The organism is Burkholderia lata, from assembly GCF_000012945.1.
Classification (GTDB): domain Bacteria; phylum Pseudomonadota; class Gammaproteobacteria; order Burkholderiales; family Burkholderiaceae; genus Burkholderia; species Burkholderia lata.
This window is the reverse complement of sequence record NC_007511.1, coordinates 3014642-3031054: the sequence shown is the minus strand read 5'-3', so window position 1 is coordinate 3031054 and position 16413 is coordinate 3014642. Positions and strand designations below refer to the sequence as shown.

Below are 16413 nucleotides of genomic sequence, written 5' to 3'. Positions count from 1 at the left end.
CAACGATAGCAGCACGGAATCGAACTTCCAAGATCGTGCAGCATGCTGCTGAAACGGGCGAAACCGGAAGTTTGCCGCGACATATCGCGTGTGCGGCACAGCGAATCGGCACTGCCATCGCGTCACCGATTCGCAGCTTCATTCCGGGATTCCCGGGGGCGGACATTCCCGTATCATCTGTCCGATTCGCGGGATCGCATGACCGGCGATTCCGCACAAACGAGAGGACGAGCGATGAAGGTCGAAGGGCGCGGCCACGGTAAAGCGACCGAGCAAAACGCAACGGCAGATCCGCAGCGTGCCGGCATCGCACCCGTCACGAAGAGCACCGACCCGCGCGACTACCAGCATGCACCCGGCATCGCCGCCGTCATGCCGAAAGCCTTCCCCGACGGCTTCGTCGTCGCGGAGCACCGGCACCCGCGCGCACAACTCGTCTACACCACCACCGGCATCGCCGAAGTCATCGCCAGCCAGTCGCTCTGGATGATCCCGCCGCATCGCGCACTGTGGATTCCGCCCGACCTGCCGCACGCGATGCGCGCCCACGGGCAGCTCGAAATGCGCACCGCCTATGTCGACCCGCGAGCATACCGATCGGCCACCCCGGAGCAGCCGAGCCTGGTCAACGTGTCGCCGCTGCTGCGTGAATTGATCGTGCGCGCATCGGCGTTCCCGGTCGAGGTCAATCCCGACGGACGCGACGATCTCGTCATCCAGCTCATGCTCGCCGAAATCGAGTGGTCGGCCGAGCAACCGTTGCGGCTGCCGTCCGGCCAGGACCGGCGTCTTGCCCGAGTCTGCGACGCGATTCTGGCGAATCCGGCCGATCAGCGAACGCTGACGGAATGGGCCGATGAAGTCGGCGCATCGAGCCGGACCCTGGCCCGGCTGTTCACCGCCGAAACCGGGTTGTCGTTCAGCCAGTGGCGCCAGCAGGCCCGGATTTCGGCCGCGCGCCCGCTGCTGGCGTCGGGGCGCTCTGTGATCGCCGTCGCGGCCGAGCTCGGCTACGAAACCACGAGCGCGTTCTCGACCGTGTTTCGCCGGTTTGCCGGCATGACGCCCAGCGCTTACGCGAAACTGTCCGATTCCGCGTAGCAAACGTCTTTCCAGCAAACGCGGGGTGTGGCGCGCACGCTTATCGTGTCGGTCATCGAATCCACTGACCGAACGAGGCAAGCCGACATGACGCGACATGACATCGAATTCCAGTCCGAAGGCACTACGCTGCGAGGCTGGTACTACGAGCCGGCACGGCGCATTGCCGATACCGCAACGCATCCGGCCATCGTGATGGCGCACGGCTTCTCCGGTGTGAAGGAACAATATCTGGATCGCTACGCCGAGGTGTTCGCCGCCGGCGGCTTTGGCGTGCTGCTCTACGATCACCGGAATTTCGGTGCGAGCGACGGGTACCCGCGTCAGGAGATCGACCCGGTGCAACAGAAGCGCGGTTATCGCGATGCGATCAGCTATCTGCTCACCCGACCGGACGTCGACGCCGCACGCATCGGCATCTGGGGCACCAGTTACAGCGGCGGCCACGTGCTCGAAGTCGCGGCGATCGACCGGCGCGTCAAATGCGTGGTGTCGCAGGTGCCGACGATCAGCGGCTATCAGTCGGCGTTGCGCCGTACGCGTTCCGATCTGGTGCCGGCGGCGCTGGCTCGCTTCGATGAAGATCGCCGGCAGCGATTCGCGGGCGGCCCGCCGGCGATGTTGCCGGCTGTCAGCGCCGATCCCACGGCGGCCTGTGCGATGGCAGGCGCGGATGCGTACCGGTTCTTCACCGAGTCGGCGGCGCAGTTCGCACCGAACTGGAAAAACGAAGTGACGCTACGCAGCGCCGAGATGTCGCGCGAGAACGAGCCGGGCCAGTATGTCGAACGCATCTCGCCCACCCCGTTGCTGATGATCGTCGCCGACCAGGACCTGCTGACGCCCACCGACCTTTGCCTCAAGGCGTGGGGAAGTGCGCTGGAGCCGAAGCGGCTGCTCATGATCAAGGGCGGACATTTCACGCCGTATATCGAGCACTTCGATGCAACCAGCCAGGCGGCGGTGGAGTGGTTCACGCTGTATTTGTGCGGCGCGCGTTGATCTGGCCCGTTGCGGCGTTGGCAGTGTCCGCGGCTTGTATGAATGTCGCTGTCGGTGGTTTTGACCGCGACTGCGTTTGCAGGGCAAATGGAAGGTTGAAGCGCGTCGGCGTCACGCCACACGCCTGAAGCGACGCCGGAGAACGACTCGCGGAGCCAAGTCGTTACGCGGGCTCACGAACGATGCGGCACCACTTGGCCACACGCGACGGCGATCGCTGCTTCGTTATATGGAGTAATAGCTGTAATTTGGCCTGAAATTTTCTATCGGGCGACTCGGGCTAGACTGGTCTCGCCTTGATACCCCCCCAAGGTGTTGTTGTGTTCTCGGCTTGGCCCGCACTCAGGTGCGGGCCAATTTTTCGGGCGGGCGCCACCGGCGGCCGAACGATCGCCGACCGGATGCAGATTGGAGGAAACCTAGCGTGACAGTACGCCCGACAGTCCGCGATGCCGGTTCGCTCGTGCGGATCGCCGCGTTGAGCGCGGCGGCGGCAGCCGCGACGGTGTCCGCCATGCCGCCGGCGTTCGCGCAAGCCAGCGAGCCCGTGACCAGCAGCGTGTTCGTGCACCGGTCGTACGATACGGGCAATAGCGCGATCAACGAGAACTTCCAGTACATCGCGCATCCGCCGATACGGCCGGTTGCCGCGAGCGCACCGCCGGTCGCGCGTGGCGCGCACCGTGGCCGCCGCGGACAAACGGGCACCACGAATTCAGCCGGCGCAACGGGCAGCGGGTCGAACAGCGCGGCCGTTCCTTTGCCGACCATGCCGGCGGACGGGTCGTCCGGCGCACCCGTTTCGCAGTAGTCGTTTCTTTCCGAATCCTTCCAGGCAAGCCTGTCGATCGACGCTCGGTCGCCATGCCGTACGCGATCGTCGGCTGTCGCCAGGATCATGATGACGTCAGGTAGCACGGTGTGACCGCTCGATGAGGGGTGAGCGGGATGTCTCCTTGTATCTCGCTCGTTGGCCCGACTGTGTCGGGCTTTTTTTGTTTGGTCGCGAGCGGGGGTGCCGGCGACGGCGACGTGTGGCACCATCGCGGTGATTTACACAATCCATCCGGGTGCCGGCAGACCCATCTATCCGAGGGGGAGTCATGTTTGACCATGTCAAATTCGGCGTGACCGACTTTGCAGCCAGCAAGGCGTTTTTCCTGAGCGCACTTGAACCGCTTGGCGTCGTGGTGCAGGGGGAAGGCGAGCCGTCGTACGGCATCGAGATTTCCCCGCCGGGCAAGCCGTCGTTGTGCCTGTTCCTGACGACGGAGAAACCGGCGCATCTTCACATCGCGTTCGTGGCCGACAACCGGCAGCAAGTCGAGGCGTTCTATCGCGCGGCGCTGGCGGCCGGCGGGAAGGACAACGGCGCACCGGGGCTGCGGCCGCACTATCACGCGAATTACTACGCGGCGTTCGTCATCGGGCCGGATGGACACAATATCGAGGTGGTGTGCCATCAGGCGTAGGGGGGATTCCCTGTCGAACGGAATCGGGAGGCGAGGCTGCCTCGGACGTCACGTGTTGAAGCACAGTCGCTGACCGATGCCTCCGGAACGATGAGCGAACGCATGCCCTCGAATCTTTTGCAAGAAGCAGTGACCGGCGATTAACGTCAGGACCCTGACCGTACCTGTCGCGATCGCCGGTGTACTACACTCGGCGGACACGCGTTGCAGCGTGATATCGACAAGCGGCGAATACGATACCAACACCATCCGGGGCGGGAGGCGCTGGCTTCCTGAAAAAGACGATGCCAATCAGCAAATTGAAGGCAATGCCGGCGTTTCGCGACGACGCACCGCGGCAGATCCGTCACGCTATCGCGCTCTTCACAATTGTCTGGCTCATCGAGGTCGGACTCGCCGTCTGGTTCATGATGATGGGCTTCGATGAGGTCGGCCAGGTACCCGCGGCGAAGGCAGCGCTCATGCGTCAAGGTTTCGCGTGGGTTGCGATAGTCCAGGCCTTCTGGCTTTCTTTGAACGCCAGCCTGATCGTGGGTCTCTGCCAGCGACAGAAGCTGGCGCGCATGCTGGAACTCGCGCTCACGATCGTCACGACGCTGGCGTTTATCGTGGCGGGTTTTCCTTTCAGGGTGAGTCTGGTCGAAGTTGGTTTTTTAGCCAATGCGATCGCCACCGTGCTCATTTTTACGGGCCCGTGTACGCGCTGGTTCCAGGCGGTGGCTTCTTCATAAGCGCGTCGCGCCTTCGGCTGACGGAGCGCGTGCTTGCTGTCAGGCGTGCGGCTTTGCGGGATGGCGGCTTTCGAGTCACGACGTGAAGACTCAACGGAGAGACGAGCGATGACCTCGAAAAGCATCCGCAGGGCAACGGCAGACGACATACCGGCGCTGACGCAGATCCGGAATGACGCACACGCGAAGAAGCTCACGCACGGCGATCATGTGTGGGGCAAGGAAGGCGACGGATTTTCCGAGGCGTGGGTACGCAACAACGTCTCCCAAAAGGAGGTGTACGTCGTCGAACTGGGCGGCACGTTGGCCGGGACGTTCACGCTCGCTTTCGACGAGGACAAGCACTGGGGGCCGCAGGAACCGATCGCCGGTTACGTGCACGGCCTTTGTGTGCGGCGAGGTTTCAACGGGCAAGGGCTCTGCAGCTTCATGCTCGACTGGTGCGCGCGCAAGGTGAGCAGCGTGAACCGGCGTTTCGTTCGACTCGATTGCGCCGTCGACAACGTGACGCTCTGCGCTTACTACGAGTCGCTCGGCTTCATTCGCGTCGGGTTGAAATCAGACGGGATCGTCTGGGCACTGTACGAGAAACCGGCTAAGTAGCTTTCTGCTGGAGCCCCGGTGAATTGTCCTGGACGTTTCAACCGACCGCCCACACAACCCCTTCGATTTCCCTTGCACCTGACGCTACGTCAGCTTTTATGGTCGACCCCGACGACTGGGAAAACATGCGACTGAAAATCGGCGATCTGGCGAAGCGGGCGGGACTGAGCGTCCGGGCCTTGCATCACTACGATGCGATCGGGCTGCTGTCGCCGTCGCAGCGCACCGACGGCGGCGCGCGCCTGTATGGGCGGGACGACCTCGTCCGGCTGCATCGGATCGAAGCGCTGAAACGGTTCGGGTATTCGCTGCCGGACATCAAGGCCAGCCTCGACGGCCAACTGGCCGGCTCACCGCTCGCGCTTCTGCAGCGCCAGATCGCGGAACTCGACGCGCAGGCATCGCGCGCGCAGCGCCTCGGTCGTCACCTGCGATACATCGTGGACATGATCGCCGCCGGCGACGAGACCACGGCAACCGACTGGCTGAACGCTCTGGAGCGAATGAACATGATCCAAAAGCACCTTGATGACGACGAACTCGATGCGTTGCTGGCATCCGGGCCGGATACGATCGCGCCGACGGATCCATCGTGGGCCGCGCTGATCGAAGCGGTTCGCGTGGCCACGCAGCAGGCGCTGCCGACCGACAGCGAGGCCGCCCAGGCACTCGCGTGGCGCTGGATCCGCCTCGTGGTCCGCATGACGCGTAACGACCCGACGCTCGCGACCAAGCTGATGCGAATGCAGCTCGACGAGCCGCGCGCCCCGCAAATCGTCGGCATCACGGCGGAGATGCTGGCATGGATCGACGAAGCGTTCGCGCACGCGCGTTGCGCGCTGCTGGCGAAGTACCTCGATCCGGCTCAGGCCGTCGAGGTGCGGCGGCGCCAGTTCGCCGCGATGAAGGATCGCGCGTGGCCGGCGCTGGTAGTCGAACTGAGAGCGCAGTTGGACGCGGGCGTGGACGCCGGTGCGCCTGCGGTGCAGGCCATCGTCAAGCGCTGGCAGCAGTTGTTTCTCGACAGCTTCTGCGGCGACGACGCCGCGCTGGAAGCACGCGTGCGCGATGCGATGATGCGCGAACCGGATCTGCAACTGGGCATCGGCCTCGACGATGCGTTGCTGGCCTACCTGAACCGGGCGCATATCGTCGGCCACGACACGACACCGGTGAACGCCGGGCCCAAGCCGAGCGCGTTGATGGTGGCCACGCAGCGGGCCGCACACCAGTTGCTCGACCGGCCGCTGGTGCTCGACGATCCGGTCGCCCTGACCGTGCTCGGCGCGACCGAGGCGCAGGCCCTGCGCGACAACCTCGACAAGTTCCGCCAGCCGATGACAGTGGGCATGCGCAGCACGGTGGTCGTACGCAGCCGGCTTGCCGACGACGTCTGGGCCGACGCGATCGAACGTGGTGTTCACCAGTATGTGGTGCTCGGCGCGGGGCTCGATACCAGCGCATACCGGCGACCCGATGCGCCGGGGCGCGTGTTCGAAGTCGACCTGCCGGCGACGCAGGCGTGGAAGCAGGCCCGCTTGCGCGAGGCGGGCATCGCGGTGCCGCCGTCGCTGCGATTCGTGCCGGTCGATTTCGAGCGGGTCGGGCTCGCGGAAGGGCTGGCGCGCGCGGGATTCGATGCCGATGCGCCGGCGCTGTTCAGCTGGCTGGGCGTGACGATGTATCTCGACGAGGCCGCGGTCATCGAGACGCTGCGCTTCATCGCGGGCTGCGCCAAAGGCAGCGCGGTCCTGCTCGAATATGTGGTTCCGCTGCCGACCCTGCCGCCGATCATGCGTATCGCGATGGAGCAGATGATGGCGCGGTTCGCCGAGCGCGGCGAACCGTGGAAGTGTTTCTTCGAACCCGACGCGCTCACCAGGCGGCTGGCCGTGCTGGGCTTCAGCCACAGCAACACGTGGACGCCGGACGAGTTGAACCAGCGCTATCTCGCGAATCGCGCGGACGGGCTGCATATTGGCGCATCGCCGGGGCGTCTGGTCCTGGCCACCGTCTGACGATGCTGGCCGGCGCGTATCGCCGGCCGCGACCGCTCATTCGACAGAAGCGGTCGGATCATCGACAATTCGCGGCGATCAAAACATGAGAGAAGGGGGCAGGGGCATGCGCAGGGTCTTCAAGTCGCTCGGAGTGATCCTGAGCATTTCCGTCGTGGGGATCGCAGCGGCTCAAGCTGCCTCCAGCGAACTCGCATTCCCGCGTTTCACCCAGGCGGAGGGCCGGACGGATAGCGACGGTCTCCCGCTGTCCGGCGCGACACTCTGCGTGCTTCCCGAGCGTGCGCCGTGCTTCCAGATGCCGCCTGCGCCGCTTCCCAATTCGCCGAAGGAGCTTTACCAGTTCGGACTGATGCCACGTTCCGAACGGTTGCCGATTGCATCGGGCGGTTCCTGGGTGTTCTTCTCGGGGATGTTCTCGGGCGGCGGCAGCGGGATGCTCGAGCGCGTGGCGATCTTGCGCTATGGCGCGAACGGCAAGATCGAAAACCTGATGCCGGAAGTCACCCAGACGGAATCGGCTGACCGCGCGATGTGGAAGGCGCCGGACGTGTCGCCTTATCCGGTGTTCGTCCGGGCGGACTTCGTGTGGGCCGACAACGAGGATCATTTCGGCAAGCACTTCTTCGACGTCGACGCGTGGGTGTTCGATCCCGCCATCAATCAATACAGGAAGCGGTTTTCCTACCGGACGACCAGGCGCTATGACCGCGGCGAGGGCTCGGATCGCGTGCTGGCCACCGAGCGCGCGGAAATTCAGCGGCGCCTCGCGGCGAGCAAGTAGCCTGCGACAGACGTGCCCGGTATCCGCCGGGACACAGGGCAGTTTATGGCGGACCCGGCGAGCCATTCAACGCAAGGCCGGCTCGCGAAACCCTATCGCTGCGCGTCCCCGTACGTCTCCTTGCACACCCCGCGCAGCGCCTCGACGAGCAGATCCCGCGCAGGCGAACGCGAATCCGCGGCGCGGGTAAACAGCGCGATGGGCGGGAGCGTCCACACCAGCGAGTACGGCACGATCGCCACGCCGGCGATCCGCACCAGTTCTTCCGCGATATCGGCGGGCACGATCGAGACGGCTTCGTCGCTCGACGCGATCATCTCGCCGATCAGCTTGGACGAGTAACTCTCGACGACCGGAACGGGCGGCGCGATGCCGGCCGACAGGAACAGGTCGGTGACCTGTTCGCGCATCGGCGTGTGCGGTGCGCCGAGAATCCAGTCGAGCGCGTGCAGCTTGTGCCAGTCGAGCGCGGCGCGGGCCAGTTTCGCGGCGAGACGCCGGCTCGCGATCATGCGCGGTTGCTGCTGGTACAGCACTTCGAAGGAGACCTGGCCCAGGTCGATCGCCGACGAGGCCCGCCCGATCACGATGTCGACGCTGTGATCCCTGAGCTGCAGCAGCAACTGATCGCTGGTGCCTTCGTGAATCGTCACGGTCAGGCGCCTTTCCATGCGCGCTTGCAGCCGCTTGAGCGCGGCCGACAGCATCTGTCCGGAAATGAACGGGATCACGCCGATATGCAGGTGGGCCGCATGCCCGGCGGCGACCGCCTCCATCTCGCGGGCGAGGTGGTCGAGATCCTTGAGCATCGCCTTCGCCCGCTCGAGCACGACCGCGCCGAGCGCGGTGGGCCGCATGCCGCGCGACGAGCGCTCGAACAGCGGCGTGCCGAACATGCTCTCCAGCTCGGACAGCGCATTCGTCACGGCCGGCTGGCTGCTGGCCATGTGCTCCGCGACGCGCGTCAGCGACCCGTGCTGCTGGATCTGCAACAACAGCACCAGGTGCCGCATCTTCAAGCGGGCGCCCAGCCGCCTGACCACGTCGTTTGCATCGAAAGTCATTGACTGGTCACGTATTCATCATGAAAAAGTGATGGACCGATATTAAAACAGAATCATCACCTTATGGCGGATCCCTAGAATCACCTTCATGGATCGCGCCGGGACTGGCCTGGCGCCCGTGCCCGGATCGGAAAACATGAAACAGACTGAGACACAGCAGCAGGCAGCGTTCGACTATCACGAATTTCCGACCCCGGGAAAGATCTCGGTCGTCGCCAGCAAGCCGCTCGTGACCCAGCGCGATCTCGCGCTGGCCTACACGCCGGGCGTGGCGGGCGTGTGCGAAGCCATCGCCGCCGATCCGCTGCAGGCGCACCGTTTCACGAGCCGCGGCAACCTGGTGGGCGTGATCACGAACGGCACGGCCGTGCTGGGTCTGGGCAACATCGGCCCGCTCGCGTCCAAGCCGGTGATGGAAGGCAAGGCCGTGCTGTTCAAGAAGTTCGCGGGGATCGACGTCTTCGACATCGAGATCAACGAAACCGATCCGGACAAGCTGGTCGACATCATCGCCGGTCTCGAGCCGACCTTCGGCGGGATCAACCTCGAGGACATCAAGGCGCCCGAGTGCTTCACGGTCGAGCAGAAGCTGCGCGATCGCATGAAGATTCCCGTCTTCCATGACGATCAGCACGGTACCGCCATCACCGTCTCCGCCGCGTTCATCAACGGGCTGAAGGTCGTCGGGAAGTCGATTTCGGAAGTGAAGGTCGTGACGTCGGGGGCCGGTGCCGCCGCGCTGGCTTGCCTGGACCTGCTGGTCGACCTCGGGCTGCCGGTGGAAAACGTCTGGGTGACCGACATCGAAGGCGTCGTCTATCGCGGCCGCACCGCGCTGATGGACCCGGCCAAGTCGCGCTTCGCGCAGGAAACCGACGCGCGCAAGCTGGCCGAAGTGATCGGCGGCGCGGACGTGTTCCTGGGCCTGTCGGTCGGCGGCATCCTGACCGCCGACATGCTGAAGGCGATGGCGCCGCGCCCGCTGATTCTCGCGCTGGCCAATCCCACCCCGGAAATCTTCCCGGAACTGGCGCATGCGACGCGCGACGACGTCGTCATCGCGACGGGCCGCTCGGACTACCCGAACCAGGTCAACAACGTCCTGTGCTTCCCGTACATCTTCCGCGGCGCGCTGGACGTGGGCGCGACGACGATCACCCGTGAAATGGAGATCGCCGCGGTTCACGCGATCGCGGGGCTGGCCGAGGAAGAGCAGAACGAAGTCGTTGCGGCGGCCTACGGCGCGTACGACGTGGCGTTCGGCGCGCAATACCTGATTCCGAAGCCGTTCGACCCGCGCCTGATCGTGCGGATCGCGCCGGCCGTGGCCAAGGCGGCGATGGAAGGCGGCGTGGCGAAGCGCCCGCTGACCGATCTCGATGCGTACGTCGAGCAACTTCAGCAATTTGTCTACCATTCCGGCGCGTTCATGAAGCCGCTGTTCGCGACGGCGCGCCGGCTGGTGCGCGACGGTGGCAAGGCGCGGATCGTCTTTACCGAAGGCGAGGACGAGCGCGTGCTCCGCGCGGTGCAGGTGATCGTCGACGAGAAGCTGGCGCGGCCGATCCTGGTCGGGCGCCCGGAGGTGCTGCTGGCGCGCATCGAGCGTTTCGGCCTGCGGATCCGGCTCGGCCAGGACGTCGAGGTGACCAATCCCGAGTATGACGAGCGGTTCCCGCAGTACTGGACGACGTATTGGGAGCTGCGGTGCCGGGATGGCATCTCGAAGGAGATGGCGCGGGTCGAGATGCGGCGCCGCCTGACGCTGATCGGCGCGATGATGGTGCGGCTCGGCGATGCGGACGGGATGATCTGCGGGACGGTGGGCGAGTATCACAACCACCTGCGGTTCGTCGACGAAGTGATCGGGAAGAAGCCGGGTGCGTCGACCTATGCGGCGATGAACATCCTGTTGCTCGACCAGCGGACGGTCGCGCTGGTGGATACGCACGTCAACGACAACCCCGATGCGGAGCAGATCGCGGAATTCACGATTGCCGCGGCGCGTCAGATGGAATGGCTGAATCTGACGCCGAAGGCGGCGTTGCTGTCGCGGTCGAACTTCGGGTCGGGGAGTGCGGCGTCGGGCGTGAAGATGCGCCGGGCGCTGGAGATCGTCCGGGAGCAGGCGCCGGATATCGAGGCGGACGGCGAGATGCATGGCGACTGCGCGCTCGACGAGGGCTTGCGCTCGAGGCTGCTGCCGATGTCGCCGCTGAAGGGGGCCGCCAACCTGCTCGTTTGCCCGAACGTGGATGCGGGGAACATCGCGTACAACCTGCTCAAGACCGAGGCGGGCAGCAACGTGGCGGTGGGGCCGTTCCTGCTGGGCGTCAACGCGCCGGTGAACATCCTGACGTCGAGCGCGACGGTGCGGCGGATCGTGAACATGGCGGCGTTGACGGTGATCGAGGCGAATCGCAACGCGTCTGCCTGAGCAGGAAAGGGAAGCGGGGCCGTGGCGGCTCCGCAAGGCGCCGCGTAGCGGGCTCCCGGTTGTCGCGGGTTCCGCTACCGGGTGCCTGGTGAACGGGTGCCGCGGGTGGTTCGTGACGCGGCGCCGCGTTTGTCCATCAAGGTGGGTGGCGACCGGCTTCGGTCGTCGGCAATCGTTTGCACGCAGACCCGGACTTCGGTTTTACCCGGAGGCGCACCCGTCACATCCAGGCATGGATGATGCAGTGCATTTAATAAGTATCACGTAACAACTGTCTCGGCGCGACACCCTGGCGTGTCCATTTTTGATACCGATCCTAACCATCTTTTAGGGCTCGCCACTTTCAATATCGTCCGATAATTAGCTTTTATTTTCGTCTAAAATCGCGCTTCTTCTTACTTTAGGACGGAAAGCGTTTTGAAAAGACTGACGAAAAATCTTTCGCGCACGGCCATCGCCGCATGCGTCGCTTATGCTGGGCTCCTGCCTTTATCCCAGTCCGCTCAAGCCCAGGTCGAACCTCTGAAGAATCCCGTCTACGGCGTGACCCTCGACGACCTGACCAAGCTGGACGCGATCGTCGCGTCGCTGCAGAACCTGCCGTACAAGCCCACCGTGCGTGTCGTGTTCGATCCGGGTACGTCGGCCGCCGACTACTACGCACCGCTGCTGCGCCTGCACGCCGTCGCGTACGTGATGGGTGAAATCTACGATTCTTACTATTTCCCTACGACGCTCGCCACGTATCAGGCACGCACGCAGGAACTGGTGTCGCAGCTGAAGAACACCGTCGACGTCTGGGAGATCGCGAACGAAATCAACGGCGAATGGTTGCGTAACAACCCGAGCGGCACGAACGCCGTGGTCAACTCGCAAGAGCAGCAGATCGGTCAGATGGTTGCGGCAGCCAACCAGATCGTCAAATCGAACGGCGGCAAGACGGCCATCACGCTGTACTACAACGACGACAGCAAGGGCAACAACTGCTGGGAGAAGCCGCAGGATTACTGGAAGACGTGGCCGACCACCTTCCTGTCCACGACGGTCCGCCAGCAAGCTGACTACGCGTTGTTCAGCTACTACCCGTACCAGGATTGCACGGGGCTGAATCCGACGTGGAAGAACGATTTCGCGGCGCTGGAAAGCATCTTCCCGAACGCGAAGGTCGGCTTCGGCGAAATCGGTACCTCGGAAACCTCCGCGCCGGCGTCGGTGCAGCAGAACCTGATCAAGACCTACTACCCGATGGTCGACAGCATGAACGATCCGCGTTTCATCGGCGGATTCTTCTGGTGGAACTACGTCGAGCAAATGCTCCCGTATTCGACGAGCTCGTACTTCCAGCTGTTGCGTCAAACGATCCTTCCGCTCAAGTCGCCCAACTAAGCGAACAGCGCCGTTTCAGATCAAGCGTCAGCGTCGATGGCTAGAACCACAATGTCGCGCGTACCACGAGACCACGTGCGCGTGCCGCTGACGTCAACCCGAACCGGTATTGCACCGTGACATCCAGATAACTTGCCGGCGCGCTATAGCGGCCTTCGCGAAACCAGTACCGAACCTGGATGCCGGGCCCGGCGCCGATCGCCGTCTTGTCCGGCTGCCGATTGTCATGATCGCCGGCCACCGCGGCGTGCGGGTAGACGGTCAGCCGATCGCTGATCATCGGCAACCGCCAGGTGTGCCCGTAGCGCAACTCCGAATAAATGATGTATCGACCCGCGCTGATGAAGTAAGCGCCCTCGACATACGCCTGCCAGCTGCGCCAGCTCGGCTCGGTCACCCTCAGGTCGGTCCCGCCTTCCGACGAATACCCCAGGCGCATCAGCCAGTCGGTCATCGACAGGCTGCCGACGTGGAACAGCCGCTCGGCGGTCAGCACGACGTTCTGGTCGGGCAGCGGCTTGTAGCGCGCGCCCACCGAACCCTGCACAGTCGGCATGCCGGTCACGTTGCCCGATCCGTCGTAGGCCGTGCCGTATCCGCGCACGAAGAACTGGAAAATGCGGCCGTTCTGATAGCCGATCTTCGGCGGCTGCCAGTACGCCTCGATACCCGGCTGCAATACGCTGATCGTGCCTTGCGGGCCGAACGCGGCCGACTGGTACGGTACGCTCAGCACGAACCCCCAGGTGCGCTGAAGCTGCTCGACTTCCCGCCGATAGCCGAACTTGTGCTGCGCATCGAACGTGTGCTCGTTTTCATCGGCGTCGAGGCTGTGCTCGAACAGATCGATGGACTCCTGGTTCAGCCCGATCCGCTTGGCGGCGTAGCCCGCGTCCGCGTAGTTCATCGCATTGCCGGCACCGCCGGAAAATCCCTCCTGGAATGCGTCGAGCGCCTCGCGATCCTTGTGGTCGCGCAGCAGGTCGTAGGCGTCCTGCAGCTTCTGTTGCGCGGTATTGTCCACCGGCGCCTGAGCGGCCTGATCGTCCAACCGCGCCTGTGCCGCGATCGACGCGGCCATGTTGCGCTCGCCGTCGGTCGTCGCGTCGCTGGCCGCCAGGTCCGCCACGCGGATGGCGGTGTCGCGGTCGCCTGCCTGCAGGCTCATCTGCGCGATGCGTAACTGGACCACGGCCGATTTTTCATCGGCCAGCGGCGCCAGCGCAACGCCGGCTTCATGCGGAAGCTTCGCCGCGAGCGCGCTGTCCGACCAGGCGAGACGCAGGTTGCGCTGCTGATCCTTGCTCCATTTCCCGGTCGCGACGGCGGCCGCGAAATCGCTGCACGCCACGTCGTAGCGCATCTGACGCTGCGCCAGGTAGCCATGCTGCGCGCGTACCGCCGCACTCTTCGGAAAACGAACGATCAGCGATTCGACCATGTCGTCCGCTTCGTCGACTTTTCCTTCCCGTCTGTATACGTCGACGAGCAGCAGCCCGAGCTGTTCGCTTCCGGGCTGAAGCTTGATGGCGCGCGACGCATACACTTCCGCGAGGGGCAGGTCGCCGGCGTTGATCGCCTTGTACGCGCTGTCGGCCAGCTTGTAGGCCTTGGGTGTCAGTTGCTGGGCGGCGGAAGCCGGCGCCTGCCAGGCCAGCGACACGGCGATCGCCAGTGCGCTCAATCGCGCGCAGCGCTTGAGGCCGGCCGCGATCGGGAGTGTTGAATGCTTCATGCCTGTTCTCCCGAGGGTTTTTGCACGGGAGCGCCCTGCTGCGCTGCCGGGTCGCCGTCGCGTATGCGGACGAGTTCGACGAAGCGCGAGTGCCGGGAGAGTTCGGCGGCAATCTCCGCATCGCACGCGATGAAGTAGGCCACGTTCGATCGGGCGCCGCGCCGCACGACATCCTGCTCGTCCTGCGACAGCGGCCGCCCGACCGCGATGTTCAACGTGCCGTCGTCCGCGGTCGAGAAGGGGACGGCGCGATACGCGTACTGCAGCTCGAATGCCAGCGAATCCGCGAAGTGGCCCACCGCGACGTTGCCGAGGCTCACGCGGGGCAGCTCGGCCTGCTCGGCGATCGCATCCGCCAGCGATTCCGCGGATATCGCGCAGCCTTCGACCAGCAGTTCCCCGAGCCGCCTGCCGCAGGTCAGCTGCTTCTCCAGGCTCGCCTGCAATTGCTCCAGTGTCACCACGCCCCAGCCGACCAGGATCTCGCCGACTTTCAGGCGCACTTTCCCGAGCGCTTCGTTCGACAGGTAGGTATGGCTGGTCTTGTCCCATGCGATGGGCTTGCCGGTCACCAGGTGGCGGATATAGATGCGCCACGCGCGACACACCGCGTAGAAGTTGATCAGGTTGTTGACGAACATCCGCGGAATCGAGAGCAGCCCCTGGGTCGGGCCGTTCAGCTTGCTGACGAAATGGAAGCGCTGCCCGGCGCGCGCAAACAGCATCGCGGTGTTGATCCACAGCAGCGGTGCAACCCAGTCGGCCGCCATGACGAGCGAGGCGCCGTTCGGGATGACATGGCCGGCTCTCTGGAGCGCGCCCAGCAGCAGGAAGTTGAGCAGCACGCCATAGGCAATGACCGAAAACAGCGAGGTCACGATGCCCTTGCGATCGTGGAAGAACATGTATCGGGTGAGCAGGTTGCCTTTCCAGCCGAGTTGCTCCCATCCCTGAAAGGCAATGCCGAGGATCCAGCGCGTGCGCTGACGGTACGCGGTACGAAATGTTTTCGGAAAGTACTCGCGCGTGGCCAGCAGGTTTCGGCTGACGACGCCACCCTGTGCGCGCTTGTCGGTGTCATCGCGCGCGATCCCCGTCAGCGGAATGCATGCGAAGGTTTCCTTCATCCCCAGGTCTCTCAACCGGAAGCTGAAGTCGTAATCCTCGGTCAGCGAACTGGTGTTGAACGGAGAGCCGTTGCGTTCCTTCATCGCTGCTTCGATCGAGCGCCTGCTGTAGCACGACGCCACGCCCGCGCCCGGGACGACGCCGGTCAGCCGCGCACGCACCGGCACATCCTTCTGGTGCGTCTCGCTGAAGTCGTCCAGGTAGCAGCCGGCGACGAACTCGTTCCATTTCCGCGGCAACGACAGCACGGGAAGCTGGACCAGGTCGCTATCCGCCACCGCGTGGTTGAGGTACTTGAGTTCGACCGGATGAATGACGTCCTCGCAGTCGTGCATGACGACGCCCGCGAACTGAATGTGATGGACCGATTCGTAACGCAGGATGGCTTCGATGATCCAGTTCAGGCAGTCGGCCTTGCAGGTCGGCCCGTCGTTCATCACGGTCGCGCGCGTGACCCTGCCCGGATATCGGCGGACCATCCGTTCGACCTCGGCCGTGGTTTCGGCATCGTTGTGATAGGTGCCGACGAAGATCACGTATCGCTCGTACTCGAGCGTCGCCAACGTGTTCTCGATCATCTTGGCGATCACGTCGTACTCTTTCCACGCCGGCACCATCAGCGCCAGATGCCGCTCTTCCAGCGCGCGCAGCATGCCGATATCAACCGTTTGCGATTTTTCTCGGCGCAGGATGCGACGGATTTCAAAGGACCAGTAGCAGGCATCCAGCGTGAGGTCATCCAGGGTGCTTACCAGGATGACGATTGCGGTCACAATGGCGACAAGGTTGAGTGCGTATAAATACGTACTCCAAATCATGTTATCCATCATTCTTTCCGCGTTTTATCTTTTATCTGGTTATTCCCCCTCGTATCGACGCAAGACGAAACCTTCCCGTCCTCGTCGCCCCCGTCACGTCCACTCCGCGGCTTGCGCCACGCGAATGCCCGCCG

Annotated in this window: 13 protein-coding genes; 10 read left to right on the top strand and 3 right to left on the bottom strand. The window is 64.2% G+C overall.

The genetic code is table 11. From position 1 onward, the window contains the following. The first annotated feature begins 198 nt into the window (after nucleotides 1-198). The 8 genes from BCEP18194_RS36090 (at nucleotide 199) to BCEP18194_RS36055 (ending at nucleotide 7711) form a co-directional block, all read left to right on the top strand. Complete coding sequence (locus tag BCEP18194_RS36090) at nucleotides 199-1101, top strand: AraC family transcriptional regulator (protein ID WP_244273025.1); 903 nt, start codon at nucleotides 199-201, stop codon at nucleotides 1099-1101. Between the two features lie 87 nt (nucleotides 1102-1188). Further along, nucleotides 1189-2103: an alpha/beta hydrolase gene (locus BCEP18194_RS36085; RefSeq protein WP_011356261.1), complete on the top strand. Its 915-nt coding sequence runs from the start codon at nucleotides 1189-1191 to the stop codon at nucleotides 2101-2103. 424 nt (nucleotides 2104-2527) lie between these two features. Then, nucleotides 2528-2914 carry a hypothetical protein gene (locus tag BCEP18194_RS41505; RefSeq protein ID WP_157687375.1) on the top strand — a complete coding sequence of 129 codons (387 nt, stop codon included), beginning with the start codon at nucleotides 2528-2530 and terminating at the stop codon, nucleotides 2912-2914. Between the two features lie 292 nt (nucleotides 2915-3206). Further along, entirely contained in the window at nucleotides 3207-3575 is a 369-nt protein-coding gene (locus tag BCEP18194_RS36075; protein ID WP_011356259.1) for a VOC family protein, read from the top strand. 284 nt (nucleotides 3576-3859) lie between these two features. Then, nucleotides 3860-4306, top strand: coding sequence for a hypothetical protein (locus BCEP18194_RS36070; RefSeq protein ID WP_011356258.1), 447 nt, complete (start codon nucleotides 3860-3862; stop codon nucleotides 4304-4306). Between the two features lie 108 nt (nucleotides 4307-4414). Then, nucleotides 4415-4909: a GNAT family N-acetyltransferase gene (locus tag BCEP18194_RS36065; RefSeq protein ID WP_011356257.1), complete on the top strand. Its 495-nt coding sequence runs from the start codon at nucleotides 4415-4417 to the stop codon at nucleotides 4907-4909. Nucleotides 4910-5034: 125 nt separating this feature from the next. Continuing rightward, nucleotides 5035-6927, top strand: coding sequence for an SAM-dependent methyltransferase (locus BCEP18194_RS36060; RefSeq protein ID WP_041493661.1), 1893 nt, complete (start codon nucleotides 5035-5037; stop codon nucleotides 6925-6927). Nucleotides 6928-7060: 133 nt separating this feature from the next. Further along, nucleotides 7061-7711 (top strand): hypothetical protein, encoded by a 651-nt coding sequence (locus BCEP18194_RS36055; protein WP_244273021.1) that lies wholly within the window; start codon nucleotides 7061-7063, stop codon nucleotides 7709-7711. 92 nt (nucleotides 7712-7803) lie between these two features. On the opposite strand, the gene BCEP18194_RS36050 is transcribed toward BCEP18194_RS36055, so the two are convergent. Continuing rightward, nucleotides 7804-8775, bottom strand: a complete 972-nt coding sequence (locus BCEP18194_RS36050; protein ID WP_011356254.1) for a LysR substrate-binding domain-containing protein — start codon at nucleotides 8773-8775, stop codon at nucleotides 7804-7806. A 136-nt stretch (nucleotides 8776-8911) separates the two neighbouring features. On the opposite strand from BCEP18194_RS36050, the gene BCEP18194_RS36045 reads away from it, so the two are divergent. Next, nucleotides 8912-11212 (top strand): NADP-dependent malic enzyme, encoded by a 2301-nt coding sequence (locus tag BCEP18194_RS36045; RefSeq protein ID WP_041493660.1) that lies wholly within the window; start codon nucleotides 8912-8914, stop codon nucleotides 11210-11212. 417 nt (nucleotides 11213-11629) lie between these two features. Then, nucleotides 11630-12598, top strand: a complete 969-nt coding sequence (locus BCEP18194_RS36040; protein ID WP_011356252.1) for a hypothetical protein — start codon at nucleotides 11630-11632, stop codon at nucleotides 12596-12598. A gap of 40 nt (nucleotides 12599-12638) precedes the next feature. Here the strand turns inward: BCEP18194_RS36040 and BCEP18194_RS36035 are convergent, their stop codons facing one another. Then, nucleotides 12639-14333 (bottom strand): bacteriophage N4 adsorption protein A, encoded by a 1695-nt coding sequence (locus BCEP18194_RS36035; RefSeq protein ID WP_011356251.1) that lies wholly within the window; start codon nucleotides 14331-14333, stop codon nucleotides 12639-12641. Continuing rightward, on the bottom strand, nucleotides 14330-16291 hold the full coding sequence (locus BCEP18194_RS36030) for a glycosyl transferase family protein (protein ID WP_011356250.1): 1962 nt from the start codon (nucleotides 16289-16291) through the stop codon (nucleotides 14330-14332). The genes BCEP18194_RS36035 and BCEP18194_RS36030 overlap by 4 nt, the downstream gene beginning before the upstream one ends. Between the last annotated feature and the right edge of the window lie 122 nt (nucleotides 16292-16413).